This window comes from Kitasatospora sp. NPDC042419 (genome assembly GCF_056437345.1).
In genome coordinates, this window is sequence record NZ_JBWKAW010000008.1 from 200300 (window position 1) to 219406 (window position 19107).

Sequence of the window (19107 nt, forward strand, 5' to 3'; positions counted from 1 at the left end):
CAGTCTACAACCACTTCGGGGGCGGACGAAAGCCCGCCCCCGATCACCGCCCCTTCCCTCCCGCGGGCGTCAGCCCAGCTCGAAGACCCCGTACGAGAAGCCGTCCGCCCGCAGCTCGCCGCCGGCCACCCGCACGCCCTGGACGTCCAGCGGCCGGGCCGCCAGGCCCTCCGGCACCGCGCCGTCCAGCGCCACCACCGCGGGCTCCCGCCGCGGGTTGACCGCCACCAGGTAGCGCCCGGCCCGGGCGTACACCAGCGGGTACCCGGCGTGCCGGACCTCCACCGACCCCGCGGCGCCCAGCCCCGGGTGCGCCCGGCGCAGCCCGATCAGCCGCCGCACGGTGTGCAGCAGCGAGGTCGGGTCGGCCCGCTGGGTGGCGACGTCGGGCCGGTGCGGGTCGGGGTCGACGGGCAGGTAGAGGCGCTCGGCCGGGGCCTTCGAGAAGCCCGCGTTCGGGCCGGGCGTCCACTGCATGGGGGTGCGCGAGCCGGCCCGGTTGTAGTGCGGGCCGAGCACGCTGCCCTCGACGTCGGGGAGCCCGGGCAGGTAGCGCATGCCGATCTCGTCGCCGTAGTAGACGGCGGGCAGCGTGGGCCAGGTGAGCAACAGGGCGAAGGCCGCGGCGAGTTGCTCTTCGGTGCGCGGCCCGGTGGAGAGCCGGGAGAAGTCGTGGTTGGCGGTGGGGAGCGCGATGTACCCGGCGCCTTCGGTGAGTTCGGCGGCCGAGCGCCAGGCGTCCAGGAAGACCTGCGGCGTGCCGCGTCCGTCGGCCTCGAAGTAGCAGGGGCCCTGCTTCCAGTACTCCTCGACCGTCCCGGCGTTGTTGTTCCAGAGCGAGCGCAGCGGCAGCCCCTGGTCCGCGCCGCCGAACTGGAGGAAGAAGTCCGCGTGGAACCCGGCCCCCACGGCGGCCGCCGGGTCGCCCCACTCGGCGAACAGGGCGGCCTGCGGGTGGGTGCGGTCGAGCCAGTCGCGCAGTTCGGTCCAGAGCTTGCCGGTCTCGGCGAAGCCGGGGTCGTCCTTGACCATCGAGGAGGCCATGTCGACCCGGAATCCGCTCAGGCCCAGGCCGAGCCAGTGGTCCATGATCCCGCGCAGCGCGGCACGGTTGGCGCGCGGGCCTTCGGCGTCCACCGGCTGGCGCCAGGGCTGGTCGGAATTCTCGCGTGCGTAGCCGAAGTTGAGGGACGGCTGGCAGTCGAAGAAGTTGGGCCGGTACCAGCCTGGGCGGGCGCCGGGCGAGGCGACGAAGCCGTCCACCGGTCGGTCGGACCAGATGTAGCGGTGGTCGGACGGGTCCTCGGCGGCGGCCAGGAACCACGGGTGGCGGTCCGAGGTGTGGGCGGCGACCAGGTCCAGCAGGACCCGGATGCCCTTGCGCCGCGCGGCCTCGACCAGGGCGGCGAGGTCCTCGGCGCTTCCGTAGCGCGGTGCGGGCGCGAGGTAGTCGGCGACGTCGTACCCGGCGTCGCGGAACGGCGACGCGAAGCACGGGTTGAGCCAGACCGTGTCGACACCCAGCCAGGCGAGGTGTTCGAGGTGTTCGGTGATGCCCGCGAAGTCGCCGATCCCGTCGCCGTCGGAGTCGGCGAAGGTCTGCGGGTAGATCTGGTAGAGGACGGCGTCGGCCAGCCAGTCGGGGCCGGGGCGGGTCGAGGTCATGGGTGGATCCTCCTGCCGGGTGCCGGGGGCTATCGATTCTCGTTGAATCCCGGCCGTCCCAACAGTCCGCAGCGGCCACTCCCGGCCCCGGGGCAGGTCCGGGGGGCCTGCCGTGGGAGGAGCCCCCCGGTCGCCCCGCGCCCCTCCCGCGCCGTTCCAGCGCCCCTCCCGCACCCCTCTCCCGCGCACCGCACCCCTCCCGAACCGCTCCCGCCCCCGGCTGCCCCTGGACACCGAGGGCGCCGGACCCAGAAGACGCCAGGGCACCGGGACGTCGGGACCCCGGAGCCCAGGCGTCCTCGGTCGGGGCGCCCGGGCTCCGGGGGACCTCCCCGCCGCTACCGCGCCGCGCAGGCCTGCGTGAACGCCTTCGCCCTCCGGGTGATCTCCGCCCAGTCCCCGGCCGCGACCGCGTCCGGCGGCACCACGTCCGTCCCCGCGCAGACCGCGAGCGCGCCCTGGCCGAGGAACTCCCCCGCGTTGCCCGCGTTGACGCCGCCGGAGGCGACCAGCGGAACGTCCGGGTACGGTCCGCGCAGGTCCTTGAAGTAGCCGGGGCCGAACGCCCGCGCGGGGAAGATCTTCACGGCGGCGGCGCCCAGGTCGACCGCCCGGGCCACCTCGGTCGGGGTGAGCGCACCCAGCACGACCGGCGCCCCGGCGGCGTGCGCGGCCCTCGCCACCTCGGGCCGCACGCCGGGGGTGACCAGGAACGAGGCGCCGGCGGCGAGCGCCCGCTCGGCCTGTTCGGCGGTCAGCACGGTGCCGACCCCGACCCGCCAGCCGGCCTGTGCGGCGCGCTTCAGATGGGTCGTCACATCCGGTGTGGTGAAGGTGAGTTCGGTCCAGGTGATCCCGCCTTCGGCGAGTGCGGCACAGAGCTTCGCGGCATCGGGTATCCGGGGGGCGCGGACGACCGCGATCACCGGCTCGGCGGCCAGGGCCGCGCGGGTGGCGGCGACCACGGCGGGATCGGCGGTGACGGACTCAGGGTTCATGCGGCTCGGGTTCCTCGTTCGGTGCGGCGCAGGGCGCGCCCCGGGCGGGCGCCCGTGGTGCGGCCCTGCCGGACGACGGCGGTGCCGTTGACGTAGACGTGCTCGATGCCGACGGCGGGCCGCCGCGGCTGGTCGAAGGTGGCGGTGTCCTGGACGCGTTCCGGGTCGAACAGGACGAGGTCGGCGTGGTGACCGGGGGCGATCCGGCCCCGCCGGTCCAGCCGGAGCCGGGCGGCGGGCCGTCCGGTCATCCGGGCGACGGCCTCCTCCAGCGTGAGCACGCCCGAGTCCCTGCTGTAGCGGGCCAGGTACCGGGGGAAGGTGCCCCAGGCGCGCGGGTGCGGCCGGGCGCCGACCAGGAGTCCGTCGCTGCCGACGGTGTGCACGCGGTGGCGCATGATCGCCCGGACGTTCTCCTCGTGGCCGACGTGCTGGAGGATGCTGGTGGCCAACTCGTCACGGAGCAGCAGGTCGAGGAAGACCTCCGTTCCGCTGCGGGCCTGTTCGGCGGCGAGTTCGGCGACGGTCCGGCCGACGGCGCCGGCCAGTTCCGGGTTGCGGACGCCGGAGAGTTGGACGGTGGCCCAGTCGGTGACCACGCCGTGGCAGCCGTCGCTGCCCTTCTCCTCCACCTCGTACCGGATCCGCTCGCGCGCCGCCGGGTCGCCGAGCCGTTCGAGGGTGGCGCGCGGGCCGCCCTCGGTGGACCAACTGGGCAGCAGCGCGGCCAGGGTGGTGGATCCGGGCAGGTAGGGGTAGCTGTCCAGGGTGAGGTCCACGCCGTCGCCGAGTGCCCGGTCGACGAGGTCGAGCAGTTCACCGGCCCGGCCCCGGTTGACGCCGAAGTTCATGGTGGCGTGGGTCAGGTGGAGCGGGCAGCCGGACCGCCGGGCGATCTCCACCATCTCCGCGTAGCCCTCCAGCGCGCCCGCGCCGTAGGACCGCTGGTGCGGGGCGTGGAAGCCGCCGTACTCGGCGACCACACGGCAGAGCTCGACCAGTTCGGCGGTGTCGGCGTACATCCCGGGCGTGTAGGTGAGCCCGCTGGACATCCCGACCGCGCCCTCGGCCAGCCCCTGCGCCAACAGGGCGCGCATCCGGTCGAGTTCGGCGGCGGTGGGGGCGCGGTTGTCCCAGCCGACGGCGAGCGTCCGCAGCGATCCGTGCGGCACCAGGTAGCAGGCGTTGACGGCGGGGCCGGTCCGGTCCAGCCGGTCCAGGTAGCCGCCGACCGTCCGCCAGTCCCAGTCGAAGCCCTCCGGGTCGCCGTTCCAGCCGGCGATCTGGCGGCGCAGCGCGGGCAGCGTGCGGTCGTCGACCGGGGCGTAGGAGAGTCCGTCCTGGCCGAGGACCTCACAGGTGACGCCCTGGGTGACCTTGGCCGGGTGCTCGGGTTCGAGCAGGAGGGCCAGGTCGGAGTGGGCGTGCATGTCGATGAACCCGGGAGCCAGCACCAGCCCCGTGGCGTCCACCACCCGTGCCCCGTCCACACCGTGGCCGATCTCGGCGATCATCCCGTCGGCGATCCGGACGTCGGCCCGGTACCGGTCGGCGCCGGTGCCGTCGACGACCGTGGCCCCCTTGAAGACCACCTCCCGACGGCCGCCGCCACCCGTGCCCCGCCCGTCCCGCTCCGCCTGCCCGCCCCGCCCGCCCTGCCCGCCCTTCAGGTCCCGCCCGTCCTGCCCGTCCCGTCGACTCATCAGAAGAACGTCCTGACCAGCCCGGTGACCTTCGGCTCGGCCGCCGAGGCGTCGTCCAGCACCGGGATCAGCGTCCACTTGTCGAAGGCGGTGCACGGGTGCGAGACACCCAGCCGCAGCACGGCTCCGACCGGCGCGAGGTCGCCGGCGTCCCGAAGGAAGGCGTGCTGGTCGTTGAGTGCGGTGATCCGCGCCGCCGTACCGGTCAACTCGGCTCCACCCCGGACGAGTTGCGGCTCGGGGAGCCCCTCGTCGAACGGCAGGTCACGCTTTCCGGCGTCCAGCAGCGCCAGCTGCGGCTCGGGCCGGGAGACCACCCGGGCCCACCCGTGCAGCGCACTGCGCAACGGCGCCGCGCCGGCGCCCGCCGGCCCCGGGGCACCCGCGCCCCGGGCGAGCGGGGAGATCCCCCGGTAGAAGCCGTCGTCGTGGGCGATGTACGCGCCGGAGCGCAGCACCACGAACGCGTCCCGCAGTGACCCCAACTCCTCGGCCACCAGGTCGAAGTAGGCGCTGCCACCGGCCGTCACGACGGGCGCCGAGCCGTCGGCGTAGGCGCTCGCCAGCCGCCCGTGCAGTTCGGCGAGGCTCCGCAGGTAGGAGCGGACGGCGGCGAGGCCGTCCTCGCTCGCGTCGTGGGCCAGGGCGCCCTCGTAGCCGCCGATCCCGGCCAGCCGCAGCGTGGGCGCGCGCAGCACGGCGGCGGCGACCTCGACGGCCTCGTCGACGGTGCGCGTCCCGGTCCGCCCGCCCGGGCCGCCGAGTTCGACCAGCACCTCGACCGGCCGCTCGGCACCGGCCGCGCGCAGCGCCTCGTCCATCAGCCGGACGCTCGCGGCGGAGTCCACCCAGGAGGTGAAGGCGAAGGCGGGCTCGGCGGCCAGTTCGCCGGCCAGCCAGCCGAGGCCGGCCGGGTCGAGCAGGGTGTTGGCGAGCAGCACCCGCTGGACGCCGAAGGCTCGCGCGACCCTGACCTGCGGCAGGTTGGCGAGGGTGATGCCGTGGCTCCCGGTGGCCAGTTGGGCCTGCCAGAGCACGGGGGCCATGGTCGTCTTGCCGTGCGGGGCGAGCGCCAGTCCGGCATCGGCGCACCAGGCGGCCATGGTCCGCAGATTGTGGTCGAGCGCACCGGCGTCGAGGGTGAGCAGCGGGGTGCCGAGGTCGTCGAGGGCGGGGCCGGTGGCGAGGTAGTCGCGGACGCTCAGGCCCCAGGCTGCGGGTGGCAGCGCCTTGAACCGCCAGTCGAGCGACTCGTCGGCGAGGGCCGCCACCGCCGCGGTGTCGATGCCCGGCCCGGTGCCGCTGCTTGCGAAGGTCTGGTCCACCGTCTTCCTCCATTTGCCGTGTTGCAACATGTGCAACGAGGGTTGCACATGCTGGCAGCACGGTTCTAGCATCGGCGCCGGACGAAGGTCAACGACGGTCGCCCCCGGCAGGCGGGCCACCCGGTCGGCCGCAGCACCCCCACCCGGCCGGCCGCAGCACCCCGAGGAGCCCAGCAGATGCCACGACAGGACGCCGCCGTGAGCCCGGGCACCCCCACGCCCGGTACCCCGTCGCCGGGCGGCCCGTCGGCGACCGGGCCGGAGGCACCCGGAGCGGAGGCACACGGCGCAGCGGCACCCGGGGCGGCGGCCGGCGGCTCGGAGACCAACGGGGCAGACACGACCGGGCCGGCCGCCACCGGGCCGGAGGCACCCGACGCCACACCGGCCACGGCCGCCCCCGAGGCACCCCACCACCCCGCGGGCATCAGCACCGCCGCCAGCACCAACACCGACACCGACGCCACCCCCCACCTCATCCCACTCCCACCCACCGCCCCCGCGCCCGCACCCGCCCCCACCCCCGCCGCCCCGATCGCCGTCTGCGTCGGCGAGTCGATGGCCGTCCTGCTGCCCGACCGGCCCGGCCCCCTGGAGTCGGTGGAGGCGTTCCGGCTCTCCGTCGGCGGCGCCGAGTCGAACGTGGCGGGCGCCCTGGCCGCGCTGGGCGTGCCGAGCGCCTGGGTCAGCCGGGTCGGCGACGACGGCTTCGGCCGCCGCCTGCTCGGCGAACTCACCGCACGGGGGGTGGACGTGTCGGCGGTCGCCGTCGACCCGCACCGCCCGACCGGCCTCTACCTCAAGGAGGTCGGCGGTTCCAGCGGCAACCGGCACGACCTCGGGCCGGGCCGCAGCCGGCTCCACTACCACCGGCGCGGTTCCGCCGCCGCCGCGCTCTCCCCGGCGCTGCTCGCCGACCCGGCCGCCGCCCGGTTGCTGGCCGGGGCCCGACTGCTGCACCTGTCGGGCATCACCGCGGCGCTCTCCGACGACTGCCTGGCCCTGCTCCGCGCCCTGCTCGCCGACCGCCGCCCGGGCCGGCTGGTCAGCTTCGACCTCAACTGGCGCCCGGCGCTCTGGCGCGACCGCGACGTCTCGGTGCTCCCGCCGCTGCTGGACGCGGCCGACCTGCTGCTGCTCGGCGCCGACGAGGCCGAGGCCGCCTTCGGTACCGGCGACCCGCACGCGCTGCGCCACCGCTTCCCCTCCCCCGCCACCGTGGTGGTCAAGGACGCCGCCCGGCTGGTCACCGCCCTGGAGCGGGACGGCAGCGCCGTCACCGAGCCGGCGCTCACCGTCGAGGTGGTCGAGGCGACCGGTGCGGGCGACGCCTTCGCCGCCGGCTACCTGGCCGGGACGGTGCGCGGCCTCGACCAGCGGCGCCGCCTGCGGCTCGGCCACCTGAGCGCGGCGTGCGCGCTGACCGCCCACGGCGACCAGGCCGAGCTGCCGCCGGAGCCGGTGGTCGCCGCCCTGCTCGCCGCCTCCCCGGAGGACTGGGCAGCCACCCGGGTCTCGGCGGATGGCATCGTGTCCCCTGTACTGCCCGCGGTCGCACCCACCGAGACGGCCCCCGCGGCGGCGGCGCCCGGACCGGCCACTCCCACGACGGCCGCGCCCTCCTCGGCACCGACGCCCGGGGGCGGTGCCGCCGAACCCCGACCGGCCGCCTCCCCGGCCCTTGGAGCACGATGAGCCAGACCGTCACCCGCGCCCTGCGCATCCTCGCCGAGCTCGGCGAGGGCGAGCGCTCCCTGGACCAGCTCGCCGAGGTGCTCGGCGTGCACAAGACCACCGTGCTGCGGCTGCTCCAGAGCCTCGAAGAGGAACGATTCGTCTATCGCGACCCGGCCTACCGCTATCACCTGGGCGCCGGGCTCTTCGCGCTCTCCGGCCTGGCCCTGGAGCAGCGCGGGGTCCGCCGGATCGCCGCTCCGCACCTGGCCGAGCTGAACGCCGCCACCGGCCAGACCGTCCACCTGGCCGCGTACGAGGGCGGCGAGGTGGTCTACATCGACAAGTACGACTCCCGTCACCCGGTGCGGATGTACTCGCGGATCGGCCTGCGCGCGGCCCTGCACAGCGCGGCCGTCTCCAAGGTGCTGCTGGCCGACCTGCCGGTGCCCGAGCGCCGCCGGGTGGTGGCCGGCATCGACTTCACCCCGCACACCGCCCGGACCCTGACCACTCCCGAGGCGCTGCTGGCCGAGCTGGAGAAGGTCGCCGTCCAGGGCTGGGCGCAGGACCACGCCGAGCACGAGGCGTTCATCAACTGCGTGGCCGCGCCGATCCGGGACGCCAGCGGCCGGGTGGTCGCCGCCGCCTCGATCTCGGTGCCGGACGTCGTCCTCCCGTACGAGCAGGTGCTGGAGCTGCTGCCCCACCTGCTCGCCACCACCCGGGCGGTCTCCGCCGACTGCGGCCAGACCCCGCCCGCCACCTGAGCGGTCCCCGGGCAACACCGGAACGAAGGAAAACGAAGGAAGCCGATGAGCGACAAGACCGAGATCCGCACCGACGGCGCCCCCGCCCCGGCGTGGATGTTCTCCCAGGGCGTCCGCAAGGGCCCGATCCTCCAGGTCTCCGGCCAGGGCCCGCAGGACCCGGCCACCGGCGAGTACCTGTTCCACGGTGACGTGAAGGCCCAGACCCGGCGGACGCTGGAGAACGTCAAGGCGATCGTGGAGGCGGGCGGCGCCACGATCGAGGACGTGGTGATGTTCCGCGTCTACCTCACCAAGCGCGCCGACTTCCCGCTGATGAACGAGGTGTACGCCGAGTTCATCGACGAGAACATCAAGCCGGGCGGCGTGAAGCCCTGCCGCACCACGATCTTCGTCGAGCTGCCGCAGGAGCCGATGCTGGTCGAGATCGACGCCCAGGCGGTCGTCGGCTGACCACGCGCCCCGCACACGGAAGGGCCCGGACGCTCGTCCGGGCCCTTCCGCGCATCCGGGTCCCCAGCCCCGTCCGGGGTCCCACCGCCCCGACCGGGGTCTCACCGCCCGTCCGGGGTCTCACCGCCCGGCGGCCACCGCTCCCCCCACCGACGACACGTCGGCCGCCGCGGCACCGGCCGCCCCGCCGGAGGCAGCCCCGCCCGCGGCACCGGCCACCCCGCCGGACACGGCACCGCCCGCAACCGGGCCACCCGCCGCGGGACCGCCCGCCACCACCCGTCCACCACCGCGCAGGCCCGAGCGCCGCTCCAGCGCACCGGAGAGCACGGTCACCCCGAGGGCCCCGGCGGCCATCAGCCCGCCCACCCAGTTCGGCGCCTGGTAGCCGAGCCCGGCCGAGATGACCAGCCCGCCGAGCCAGGCGGCCAGCGCGTTGCCCAGGTTGAACGCGGCGATGTTGGCGGCCGAGGCGAGCGTCGGCGCGCCCGCGGCCTGGTCCATCACCCGCTTCTGCAGCGGAGCGACGGTCGCGAAGCCGAACACCCCGATCAGCGGGATGGTGACGATCGCGCCGACCTTGCTCTGCGCGGCGAAGGTGAACGCGAACAGCAGCACCGTGAGCACCGCGAGGATCACGTACAGGCTGCGCATCAGCGCGCGGTCGGCGAACCAGCCGCCGAACAGGTTGCCGACGAAGAGGCCGACGCCGAAGAGGAAGAGCAGCCAGGTGACGCTGGACGCGGAGAAGCCGGCGAGCTCGGTCATCATCGGCGTGATGTAGGTGAACATCGCGAAGATGCCACCCCAGCCGAGCACCGTCATGGTCAGCGCGAGCCAGATCTGCGGGGCGCGGAAGACGGCCAGCTCGGCGCCGAGCCGGGCACCCTCCGGCCGGGGCTGGACGGGGACGAGCGCGGCGATGCCGGCGAAGCCGATCGCCCCGAGCCCGGCGACCACGTAGAAGGTGGAACGCCAGCCGAAGTGCTGGCCGAGCAGGGTGCCCATCGGCACGCCGAGCACGTTGGCGGCGGTGAGCCCGGTGAACATGAGGGCGATCGCGCCGGCCCGCTTGTTGGGGGCGACCAGGTCGGCGGCGACGACCGAGCCGATGCCGAAGAACGCGCCGTGCGCGAAGGCCGCGAGGATCCGCCCGGCCATCAGCAGCCCGAAGGCGGGGGCCAGCGCGGAGACCAGGTTCCCGGCGATGAACAGGCCGGTCAGCATCAGCAGCATGCCCTTGCGGGGGACGCGGGTGCCGAGGACGGTGAGCAGCGGCCCGCCGACGACGACGCCGAGCGCGTAGCCGGAGATGAGCAGGCCGGCGGTGGGGATGGACACCGAGAAGTCGCCGGCGACCTCGGGCAGCAGGCCCATGATCACGAACTCGGTGGTGCCGATGCCGAAGGCGCTGATCGCCAGCGCCAGGAGCGCGAGGGGCATGAGGGGGATCGCTTTCCGGAGCGTTGCAGGGGATCGGTCAGCCGCGCACCAGACCATTGCATGCGCAACTACCAGCGTCGACAATACGACCGCACGCCTGATACTTGCAAGCGCGGCATATCTGCCCGCACAGCCCACACTCCCCGTTCGCCCGTCCGCAACGGTCCACGCCGCCTTGCCTGCCCCGGCGCAAGTCATTAGGTTAGGCTCACCTAACTAGCCGGAGGTCGCCATGAGCCCCACCCCCCTCGACGCCGAGGTCCCCGAGCCCACCGCCGCCGAACGGGTCGGCAGCCTGCTCTGCGCAGCCTCCTCCGTCGTCGTCCGCGCCTGCGGCGAGCACCACGAACTCACCACCCCCGTGTCCGTGCACGGCTCCCGGCTCCGGCTGCGCGCGCCGCTCGACGCCCCGCTCACCCTGGCCACCGCCCGCGAGCAGGACGGGCTCCCCGTCGTCCTCGACCTCACCGACATCGCCCCGGTCGCCGTCCGGGACCGGGTCCGCGGCCGCCTCACGCTGGCGGGGCGCCTCCACCTCGCCCACCTCGCCGACGACGGCCTCAGCGTCCACCTCCGCCTGGACGTCGCCCACGCCGTCCTCTCCACCCCGTACGGCACCAGCGCGCTCACCGGCGCCGACCTCGCGCTCGCCACGCCCGACCCGCTCGCGCGCTACGAGGCCGGCATGCTGACCCACCTCGCCGACGACCACCCGGACGCGCTCGCCGTACTCACCCGCCTCCTCGAACCGGAGCTGCTCGCCGAGCGCCCCGACGTCCGGCCGCTCGCCCTCGACCGGTACGGCCTGGTGCTCCGCCTCGACCACCCGCACGGCCACCGCGACGTCCGCCTGGTCTTCCCCGAACCGGCCCGCGACGCGGACGACTTCGGCCACCGGGTGCACCAACTGCTGACCGCCGCCCAGCAGGCGGTACCCGCCCACCGGCGCTGAACCGCACCCCCGGACCGATCCACCAGCCCCGCGCCCCCGGACCCGCACGCGGCAGCACCCGAACCCGGGGCGGCCGACAGCAGGCCTGACGCACCGGCACTTCACCCGACCCAGCGGAGCAGCGGCCCCGGCGCTCCGCCGGTCGCCCACGCGCCGACGACGAAACGGCGGGGAGACTCCGAAAGCGCCCACCGGGTCGACCGCGCCCCAGAGCCGCGTCCCCGAGGCCGCACCCCGAAATCGTCCGCCCCGAATCGACGGCCTCGAATCGACCGCCCCGATTCGTCCGCCCCGAATCGACGGCCCTTCACCGCTGAACCGCTCATCGGCGCTGACGCACCGTCCGTTCGAAAGCCCACCGGGCCCGGCCCCGACCCCGGACTCGGACCCGACCCCGGCACGGAATATGACCGGACGAAAGACCTGACCCTCGAACACACCAGGGGGGGCGAAAACCAAAAAAAGCCGGCCCGGTTCGCGAAAGGAGGTTTCGCGAACCGGGCCGGCCGGACGGGCGTGTCCCGCGCCCGTGGATCCACTGGTGGTGCGGCGATCACCCGGTCGAGCGGTCACCCGACATGACCATCCCGGGAGGTCGTTCACCCCGCACCCAGCGGTGGTTCTGGCACCCGAGCGGACCGACCGGATCGGTCAGGCCGTTCGGATCGACCGGATCGGTCAGATCGAGACGCCGTGCGCCCGCAGGTAGGCGATCGGGTCGATGTCCGAGCCGTACTCCGAGCCGGTGCGGATCTCGAAGTGCAGGTGCGGGCCGGTCACGTTGCCGGTCGCACCGGAGAGGCCGATCTGCTGGCCGGCGGTGACGGTCTGACCGACCTTCACCGCGATCGAGGACAGGTGCGCGTACTGGGCGTACTTGCCGTCGGCGAGCTTGATCTCGACCTCGTTGCCGTAGGCGCCGCCGTTGCCGGCCTTCACCACGGTGCCGGCCGCGATGGCGCGCAGCGGGGTGCCGGTGGCAGCGGAGAAGTCGACGCCGGTGTGGTGGCCGGAGGACCACATCGAGCCGGCGACGCCGTACGCGGTGCCGAGCTTGGTGACGGCCAGCGGGGCGACGTAGCCGGAGGAGGCGGCGACGGGGGCCGGGGCCGGAGCGGCGGGCTTCGCGGCCTGGACGGCCTGGACCGGCGCCGGCTTGGCGGCGGGCGCGGCCGGCTTGGCGGCCGGGGCGGCGGGCTTCGCGGCGGGCGCGGCCGGCTTGGCGGCCGGCTTCACCGAGTCCTGCGAGGCCTGCGGCTTGGCGGCGGGCGCGGCGGGCTTCGCGGCCTCGACGGCCTTGCCACCGAGCGCGAGCTGCTGGCCCGGGTAGATCAGGTTCGGGTTGGCGCCGACGACCGAGCGGTTGTGCTCGTAGAGGGCCTCCCAGCCGCCCTGGACGTTCTTGGCGGTGGCGATCTTCGACAGGGTGTCCCCGCCGACGACCTTGTAGCTCTCCTCGGCCGGGGCGGCCGGGGCGGTCTCGGCGGCCGGAGCGGCGGCCGGGGCCGGAGCGGCGTCGACGCTGGTGGCGCCGGTCCAGGTGCTGGTCTGGTGCGGCTTGGCGGCCGGAGCCTCGTGGGCCTGGGCGCTGACGGTGGTGACCAGCGGAAGGGCGAAGGCGGCGCCGGTGACGGCGGTGGCGATGCCGATGCGGACGGCGCGGGGCAGGGCGATACGACGAGCCTGTGCGGGCATGGGGGATGTCCTCTCCGACGCCTGCGAGGTGAGCTGTCGGGTTCGGGCTGGAGTTGCCCGGCCGCATCAAGGCGGCTTCACCCCAAGCCGGACCGCGAATTCCGGTCCGGCGACTTACCTTTGGGTCCCCCGCTCCTGCCGTACAGAGTTCGTTGCGTACCACCGGGCAGCGGCAGGACTAGGCGTTCCACCCGGTGGCCACCCGGGCTGACGCCGGGCGGTCGCTGAACTAAAACTCATCCGTCCGGGTGAAGCAATGTCGATCTCTTGAACCCACAACAAAACTCCGGAGCTCCGTCACGCTCCGAATGATCAGCTGCACAGTACGCACACAATCGATTCACCGCGTGCCACTGATCCGCGACCCTCCGCCGATTTCCGGACCGGTCCGCACACGATCACTCACGGAAAGCCATTCGCCGACACGCCCCCGGTGACCCTTGTCACGTCGGCTCCCGGGGCGGACGATCGGGCCGTGGCCACCTCCGAGGCCGGCACCCTGCGGTTGGGCACCGCGCAGGGCCGCTGGGTACTTCTGGCAACGGTGCTCGGTTCCAGCCTGGCGATGCTCGACGGGACCGTCGTGAACGTCGCGCTGCCCCGGATCGGCACCGATCTCGGCGCCCCGCTCTCCGCCCTGCAATGGACGCTGAACGCCTATCTGCTCACCCTGGCGGGGCTGATCCTGCTCGGCGGCGCACTCGGCGACCGGTACGGCCGGCGCCGGATCTTCCTGCTCGGCGTGGTCTGGTTCGCCGCCGCCTCGGCGGCCTGCGCCGCCGCGCCCACCATCGAGGTGCTGGTCGCCGCCCGCGCGGTGCAGGGCATCGGCGGCGCGCTGCTCACCCCGGGATCGCTGGCGATGCTCCAGGCGGTCTTCCACCCCGAGGACCGCTCGACCGCGGTCGGCCTCTGGTCCGGTCTCGGCGGGGTGTCGGCGGCGGTCGGCCCGTTCCTCGGCGGCTGGCTGGTGGACGGGCCCGGCTGGCGGTGGATCTTCCTGCTGAACGTCCCGCTGGCCGTGCTGGTCGTCGCGGTGGCCGCCCGGCACGTGCCGGAGAGCCGGGACGAGGCCTCGTCCGGGCGGTTCGACGTGCTCGGCGCGGTGCTGGCCGCGCTGGCCCTGGGGACGTTCACCTACGCACTGACCGCCGCCGGGGAGGGCCTCTCTCCCGGGGTCTGGCTCACCGGTGCGGCCGGACTCCTGCTGGGGGCTTCCTTCATCCTGGTCGAGCGCCGCACGCCGGAGCCGATGCTGCCGCTGGGCCTCTTCTCCTCCCGCCTGTTCACCGCGGTGAACCTGGTCACCCTCGCCGTCTACGCGGCGTTCAGCGGGGTCTTCTTCCTGCTCGTCGTGCAGCTGCAGATCGTCTCCGGCTTCTCCCCGCTGGTCTCCGGGGTGGCCCTGGTGCCGATCACGGTGCTGATGCTGGCGCTCTCCGCGCGGGCCGGCCGGCTGGGCAAGCGGATCGGCCCCCGGCTGCCGCTCACCGTCGGGCCGCTGCTCTGCGCGGCCGGGGTGCTGCTGATGCTGCGGATCGGCCCCGACGCCTCCTACTGGACGGACGTGCTGCCGGCCGTCACCGTGATGGGCTGCGGCATGGTGCTGCTGGTCGCGCCGCTGACCGCGACGGTGCTCGCGGCGGTGGAGGTCCGGCACGCGGGCATCGCCAGCGGCGTCAACAACGCCGCCGCCCGGGCGGCCGGTCTGCTCGCGGTCGCCGCGCTGCCCGCGCTGGCCGGGCTGAGCGGCGACGCCTACCAGGTGCCGGCCTCGGTGGACGCGGCGTTCCACACCGCGATGCTGATCTGCGCCGGGCTGCTGGTGACCGGCGGGCTGACCGCCCTGGCCACCGTCCGCGGCAACGTGCTGGCCCCGGAGGACCACCCGGTGGCCGAGCCGGACTGCCGCTACTCCTGTGCCACCACCGCCCCGCAGCTGGATCCGGGCCACGTCCCGCCGGAGGCGCCCGGACACGGCGAGGGCCCCGCCACCGGTACGGCGACGGGGCCCTCGAAGGCCTGACGGAACGTCAGAGGATGTCACCCGGGGCGTACTTGGCGGCCTCGGGGTGGGCGGCCGCGACCGCCTCGATCTGCCGGACGACCTCGGCGACCTGGGCACCGGCGGCGCCGGTGAAGGAGAGCCGGTCGGCCAGCAGCGCGTCCAGCGCGGCCCGGTCCAGCGGGATCCGCCCGTCGTTCGCGAGGCGGTCCAGCAGCTCGTTCTCCCGGGCGCCGGCACGCATGGCGAGCGCGGAGGCGACGGCGTGCTCCTTGATGACCTCGTGCCCGGTCTCCCGGCCCACGCCCGCGCGGACCGCGCCCATCAGCACCTTGGTGGTGGCCAGGAACGGCAGGTAGCGGTCCAGCTCGGCCTCGATCACGGCGGGGAAGGCGCCGAACTCGTCGAGGACGGTCAGGAAGGTCTCCAGCAGGCCGTCGAAGGCGAAGAAGGCGTCCGGCAGCGCGACCCGGCGGACCACGGAGCAGGAGACGTCGCCCTCGTTCCACTGGTCGCCGCCCAGCTCGGCGGTCATCGACGCGTAGCCGCGCAGGATGACGGCCAGGCCGTTGACGCGCTCGCAGGAGCGGGTGTTCATCTTGTGCGGCATCGCGGAGGAGCCGACCTGGCCCTCCTTGAACCCCTCGGTGACCAGCTCGTGGCCGGCCATCAGGCGGATCGTCTTGGCCAGGCTGGACGGCGCGGCGGACAGCTGGACGAGGGCGGTCAGCACCTCGAAGTCCAGCGAGCGCGGGTAGACCTGGCCGACGCTGGTGAGCACGTTGTCGAAACCGAGGTGCGCGGCGACCCGGCGCTCCAGCTCGGAGAGCTTGTCGGTGTCGCCGCCGAGCAGGTCGAGCATGTCCTGGGCGGTGCCGACCGGACCCTTGATCCCGCGCAGCGGGTAGCGGGCGATCAGCTCCTCCAGGCGGCGGAAGGCGACCAGCAGCTCGTCGGCGACGGTCGCGAAGCGCTTGCCCAGGGTGGTGGCCTGTGCGGCCACGTTGTGCGAGCGGCCGGCCATGACCAGCTCGGCGTGCTCGGCGGAGAGACGGCCGAGCCGGACCAGGACGGCCACCGTGCGGTCGCGCACGTGCTCCAGCGACTGCCGGATCTGCAGCTGCTCGACGTTCTCGGTCAGGTCCCGGGAGGTCATTCCCTTGTGGATCTGCTCGTGGCCGGCGAGGTCGCTGAACTCCTCGATCCGGGCCTTGACGTCGTGCCGGGTGATCCGCTCGCGGGCGGCGATCGAACCGAGGTCGACCTGGTCGATCACTCGCTCGTAGTCGGCGACGGCCGTGGCCGGCACCTCGACGCCGAGGTCCTGCTGGGCCTTCAGGACGGCAAGCCAGAGGTGGCGCTCAAGCACCACCTTGTGCTCGGGGGACCAGAGCTGGGCCAGGGTCGCCGAGGCGTACCGGGAGGCCAGGACATTGGGGATCTGGGGCTTCGCGCTCACGCTTCGCAAGCCTAACAGCCGAGGTCAGCCGGAACGGCGCCGGATCGGGTAGGCTGGGGCAATTGAGCAACCGTCAAGAACGACAAAACAAACTTCCCACCGCAAGGATACCACAGCGATGAGCGGATCTCCAGCGGTTCCCACCACCCCGTCCCCGGCGGCTCTCCCCTCCCCGTCCCCCGAGCGCACCGCCCACCCCCCGCAGGCCCACCCCCCGCAGGCCCACCACACCGAGGCCGCCGCCCTGAGCGCCGAACAGGCCCGCCTCACCGCCCTCTACGCCCACCTGGACGCAGCCCGCGACCGCGCCCGCCGCGCCCTGGCCGCAGCGGGCACCGGGGCCGGCCCGGGCGGCACCCACCAGGCCCGGCTGGAGCGCGAGCTCCGCACCGCCGAAGCCGCCCGCCACGCCGCCCGGCTCGACGCCGTCGAACGCGGCCTCTGCTTCGGCCGCCTCGACCACCGCGACGGCACCGCCCGCTACGTCGGCCGGATCGGCCTCACCGACGACGACTACGAGCCGCTGCTCCTCGACTGGCGCGCCCCCGCCGCCCGCCCGTTCTACACCGCCTCCCCGGCCCGGCCCGGCGACGTGGTCCGCCGCCGCCACCTGCACACCGACGGCCGCACCCTGACCGGGCTGGACGACGAGGCGCTCGACCTGGCCGCCCTCCGCGAGGACGACCGGCGCGCCCTCGTCGGTGAGGCCGCGCTGCTCGCGGCGCTCGACCGCGAGCGCACGGGCCGGATGGGCACGGTGGTCGCCACCATCCAGACCGAGCAGGACCGGGTGATCCGCGCGCCGCTGCCCGGCGCCCTGGTCGTCCAGGGCGGGCCCGGCACCGGCAAGACCGTCACCGCGCTGCACCGCGCCGCCTACCTGCTGTACACGCACCGCACGGTGCTGGAGCGCCGCGGCATCCTGGTGATCGGACCGAACCCGGCCTTCCTGCGCTACATCGACCAGGTGCTGCCCGCACTCGGCGAGACCGAGGTGGTGCTCCGCACCGTCGGCGAGCTGTTCCCCGGCGTCCGGGCCACCACCGAGGACGCCCCCGACACCGCCGTGGCCAAGGGCGGCCCGTGGATGGCGGAGGTGGTCGAACGCGCCGTCGCCGCACACCAGTTGCTACCGGAAGGGGATCTCGCCCCGGCCGAGCACCTGCGGCTGCCCCGCCGGGTCTGCGCCCGGGCCCGGGAGGCCGCCCGGGGGCTGCGCCTGCCGCACAACCGCGCCCGGGCGTTCTTCCTGCGCACCCTGCTCGACGCCCTCGCCGTCGAGCAGGCGCTCACGCTCGGCCGCCCGTACGACGAGGAGGAGGCCCGCCACGCGCCGCGCGAGCTCTGGGCGCAGCCCGGGGTGCGCACGCAACTCGACGCCCTCTGGCCGGTCCTGACCCCGCACCGGCTGATCGACCGGCTGCTCTCCGACGCCGCCCTGCTGGCCCGCGCCGCCCCCGGCCTCTCGGCCGCCGAGCGGCGGGCACTGCTCCGCCCACCGGGTTCGGAGTGGACCACCGGGGACGTCCCGCTGCTCGACGAGGCCGCCGAACTCCTCGGCGAGGACCCCGCGGTGACCCGCGCCCGGACCCGCGCCGCCGAGCGGGCTCGTGCCGAGGACCTGCACTACGCCCAGGGCGTGCTCACCGTCACCGGCCAGCTGGACGACGTCACCCTGGACGCCGACCTGCTCGCCGAGCGGTTCCGCGACGCCGGCCCGTACCGCACCACCGCCGAACGCGCCGCCGCCGACCGCACCTGGGCGTACGGGCACGTGGTGGTCGACGAGGCGCAGGAACTGTCCGCGATGGCCTGGCGGGCCGTCATGCGCCGGGTGCCGACCCGTTCGCTGACCATGGTCGGCGACCTCGCCCAGACCGGTTCGCCGGCCGGTGCCCGCTCCTGGGCCGGGATGCTGGACCGCGAACTGCCCGGCCGCTGGCGCGAGGAGCGGCTCACGGTCAACTACCGCACCCCGGCGGCGGTCATGGCCCTGGCCGCCGCCGTCCTGCGGGCGCACGACCCGGCCCGGCAGCCGCCCGAGTCCGTCCGGGCCACCGCCGACCGCCCGCGCGCGGTTCCCGTGCCGGACGGCGACTACGCCGCCGCCCTCGCCCGCCTGCCCGCGACGTCCGGCAGCCTCGGGGTGATCGCGCCGGACGCCCTGGCCGCCGGCCTCGGCGCCCTGACCGTGCGGGCCTGCAAGGGCCTGGAGTTCGACACGGTGGTGCTGGTCGACCCGGCCGGGCTGCTCTCCCAGGGCGCGTCGGACCTGTACGTCGCGCTCACCCGGGCCGCCCGGCTGCTGACCCTGCTCCACCACGGCCCGCTGCCGGCCCCGCTCGCGGCGGAGCTGTCCGCGCGAACGGCAGGCCCGGCAACCCCCACAGGCCCTGCAGGCCCCGCAGGCCCCGCAGGCCCCGCAGGCCCCGCAGGCCCCGCAGCAGCGGAGGCCCCTACGGAGCCGTCCGGCCGCTGAGCACCGGGAGGACCTGGAGGCAGATCGAGTGCAGCGCCACCCGCTGGTCGTCGTTCATGGTCTCGATGGCCTGGTGGGTCCGCGCCATCTCGCCCCGGATCAGCCCCAGGATCTCCCGGCCCTGCTCGGTGATGACGACGATCTTGACCCGCCGGTCGCCGGCCGCCGCCTCGCGGTGGGCCAGGCCCAGCGACTCCAGGCGGTCGACGATCCCGGTCACGTTGGAGGCGTCACAGCCGAGGCGGCCGGCCAGGGCGCGCATCGGCACCGGCTCCTGGACGGCGCCGAGCGCCTTGGCCTGAGAGGAGGAGAGACCGTGCCGGGCCGCGGCGGCCGCGAAGTCCTGGAAGTACGCGGCGCCGACGGCGGCCAGCGCCTCCATCAGCTGGGCGTTGGTCGGTACGGTCGTCGTCGCTGTCGAACCCATGAGGTCAGGGTACGACCGAGTGCTTCAGTAACTCAAGATTTGAGCACGGCAAAGATCCG

General features: G+C 74.7%; 14 protein-coding genes and 1 riboswitch. Of the genes, 6 read left to right on the forward strand and 8 right to left on the reverse strand.

Annotation, left to right across the window (positions count from 1 at the left end):
- Positions 1-69 precede the first annotated feature (69 nt).
- The 4 genes from AC067J_RS18405 to AC067J_RS18420 form a co-directional block, all read right to left on the reverse strand.
- Positions 70-1665: an alpha-amylase family glycosyl hydrolase gene (locus tag AC067J_RS18405; protein WP_478300372.1), complete on the reverse strand. Its 1596-nt coding sequence runs from the start codon at positions 1663-1665 to the stop codon at positions 70-72.
- Between the two features lie 338 nt (positions 1666-2003).
- On the reverse strand, positions 2004-2663 hold the full coding sequence (locus tag AC067J_RS18410) for a bifunctional 4-hydroxy-2-oxoglutarate aldolase/2-dehydro-3-deoxy-phosphogluconate aldolase (RefSeq protein WP_478300374.1): 660 nt from the start codon (positions 2661-2663) through the stop codon (positions 2004-2006).
- The gene (locus AC067J_RS18415; protein WP_478300376.1) at positions 2660-4366 is read right to left on the reverse strand and encodes an N-acyl-D-amino-acid deacylase family protein; all 1707 of its coding nucleotides are present in this window, start codon (positions 4364-4366) and stop codon (positions 2660-2662) included. Before AC067J_RS18415 ends, AC067J_RS18410 begins: the two co-directional genes overlap by 4 nt.
- The gene (locus AC067J_RS18420) at positions 4366-5691 is read right to left on the reverse strand and encodes an alanine racemase (RefSeq protein WP_478300378.1); all 1326 of its coding nucleotides are present in this window, start codon (positions 5689-5691) and stop codon (positions 4366-4368) included. Before AC067J_RS18420 ends, AC067J_RS18415 begins: the two co-directional genes overlap by 1 nt.
- A gap of 177 nt (positions 5692-5868) precedes the next feature.
- Here AC067J_RS18420 and AC067J_RS18425 point away from each other — a divergent pair, with 177 nt between their 5' ends.
- The 3 genes from AC067J_RS18425 to AC067J_RS18435 are packed head-to-tail and all read left to right on the forward strand — an operon-like array spanning position 5869 to position 8588.
- The gene (locus AC067J_RS18425) at positions 5869-7386 is read left to right on the forward strand and encodes a sugar kinase (protein ID WP_478300380.1); all 1518 of its coding nucleotides are present in this window, start codon (positions 5869-5871) and stop codon (positions 7384-7386) included.
- Positions 7383-8135, forward strand: coding sequence for an IclR family transcriptional regulator (locus AC067J_RS18430; RefSeq protein ID WP_478300382.1), 753 nt, complete (start codon positions 7383-7385; stop codon positions 8133-8135). Before AC067J_RS18425 ends, AC067J_RS18430 begins: the two co-directional genes overlap by 4 nt.
- Before the next feature lie 45 nt (positions 8136-8180).
- A complete protein-coding gene (locus AC067J_RS18435) occupies positions 8181-8588 on the forward strand; it encodes a RidA family protein (RefSeq protein ID WP_478300384.1) in 408 nt (135 codons plus the stop codon).
- Between the two features lie 120 nt (positions 8589-8708).
- Here the strand turns inward: AC067J_RS18435 and AC067J_RS18440 are convergent, their stop codons facing one another.
- Positions 8709-10031: an MFS transporter gene (locus AC067J_RS18440; RefSeq protein WP_478300386.1), complete on the reverse strand. Its 1323-nt coding sequence runs from the start codon at positions 10029-10031 to the stop codon at positions 8709-8711.
- A gap of 232 nt (positions 10032-10263) precedes the next feature.
- Between AC067J_RS18440 and AC067J_RS18445 the strand changes: the two genes are divergently transcribed.
- A complete protein-coding gene (locus AC067J_RS18445; RefSeq protein WP_478300388.1) occupies positions 10264-10983 on the forward strand; it encodes a DUF2470 domain-containing protein in 720 nt (239 codons plus the stop codon).
- Positions 10984-11661: 678 nt separating this feature from the next.
- On the opposite strand, the gene AC067J_RS18450 is transcribed toward AC067J_RS18445, so the two are convergent.
- Positions 11662-12678 carry a M23 family metallopeptidase gene (locus AC067J_RS18450; RefSeq protein WP_478300390.1) on the reverse strand — a complete coding sequence of 339 codons (1017 nt, stop codon included), beginning with the start codon at positions 12676-12678 and terminating at the stop codon, positions 11662-11664.
- A gap of 5 nt (positions 12679-12683) precedes the next feature.
- Positions 12684-12843: riboswitch (cyclic di-AMP (ydaO/yuaA leader) on the reverse strand.
- Between the two features lie 310 nt (positions 12844-13153).
- Between AC067J_RS18450 and AC067J_RS18455 the strand changes: the two genes are divergently transcribed.
- Entirely contained in the window at positions 13154-14704 is a 1551-nt protein-coding gene (locus AC067J_RS18455) for an MFS transporter (RefSeq protein WP_478300392.1), read from the forward strand.
- A 7-nt stretch (positions 14705-14711) separates the two neighbouring features.
- Here the strand turns inward: AC067J_RS18455 and purB are convergent, their stop codons facing one another.
- Entirely contained in the window at positions 14712-16142 is a 1431-nt protein-coding gene (gene purB / locus AC067J_RS18460) for an adenylosuccinate lyase (RefSeq protein WP_478300394.1), read from the reverse strand.
- Positions 16143-16260: 118 nt separating this feature from the next.
- Here purB and AC067J_RS18465 point away from each other — a divergent pair, with 118 nt between their 5' ends.
- The gene (locus AC067J_RS18465; RefSeq protein WP_478300396.1) at positions 16261-18621 is read left to right on the forward strand and encodes a HelD family protein; all 2361 of its coding nucleotides are present in this window, start codon (positions 16261-16263) and stop codon (positions 18619-18621) included.
- Here the strand turns inward: AC067J_RS18465 and AC067J_RS18470 are convergent.
- Positions 18599-19048, reverse strand: coding sequence for a MarR family winged helix-turn-helix transcriptional regulator (locus AC067J_RS18470; protein WP_478300398.1), 450 nt, complete (start codon positions 19046-19048; stop codon positions 18599-18601). The two genes, AC067J_RS18465 and AC067J_RS18470, sit on opposite strands and share 23 nt — an antisense overlap.
- Positions 19049-19107: the final 59 nt, after the last annotated feature.

What these genes read in the sequence shown, in the direction of transcription:
- AC067J_RS18405 (WP_478300372.1), bottom strand. Translation starts at nt 1,665, where the DNA reads ATGACCTCGACCCGCCCCGGCCCCGACTGGCTGGCCGACGCCGTCCTC.
- AC067J_RS18410 (WP_478300374.1), bottom strand. Translation starts at nt 2,663, where the DNA reads ATGAACCCTGAGTCCGTCACCGCCGATCCCGCCGTGGTCGCCGCCACC.
- AC067J_RS18415 (WP_478300376.1), bottom strand. Translation starts at nt 4,366, where the DNA reads ATGAGTCGACGGGACGGGCAGGACGGGCGGGACCTGAAGGGCGGGCAG.
- AC067J_RS18425 (WP_478300380.1), top strand. Translation starts at nt 5,869, where the DNA reads ATGCCACGACAGGACGCCGCCGTGAGCCCGGGCACCCCCACGCCCGGT.
- AC067J_RS18430 (WP_478300382.1), top strand. Translation starts at nt 7,383, where the DNA reads ATGAGCCAGACCGTCACCCGCGCCCTGCGCATCCTCGCCGAGCTCGGC.
- AC067J_RS18435 (WP_478300384.1), top strand. Translation starts at nt 8,181, where the DNA reads ATGAGCGACAAGACCGAGATCCGCACCGACGGCGCCCCCGCCCCGGCG.
- AC067J_RS18440 (WP_478300386.1), bottom strand. Translation starts at nt 10,031, where the DNA reads ATGCCCCTCGCGCTCCTGGCGCTGGCGATCAGCGCCTTCGGCATCGGC.
- AC067J_RS18445 (WP_478300388.1), top strand. Translation starts at nt 10,264, where the DNA reads ATGAGCCCCACCCCCCTCGACGCCGAGGTCCCCGAGCCCACCGCCGCC.
- AC067J_RS18450 (WP_478300390.1), bottom strand. Translation starts at nt 12,678, where the DNA reads ATGCCCGCACAGGCTCGTCGTATCGCCCTGCCCCGCGCCGTCCGCATC.
- AC067J_RS18465 (WP_478300396.1), top strand. Translation starts at nt 16,261, where the DNA reads ATGAGCGGATCTCCAGCGGTTCCCACCACCCCGTCCCCGGCGGCTCTC.
- AC067J_RS18470 (WP_478300398.1), bottom strand. Translation starts at nt 19,048, where the DNA reads ATGGGTTCGACAGCGACGACGACCGTACCGACCAACGCCCAGCTGATG.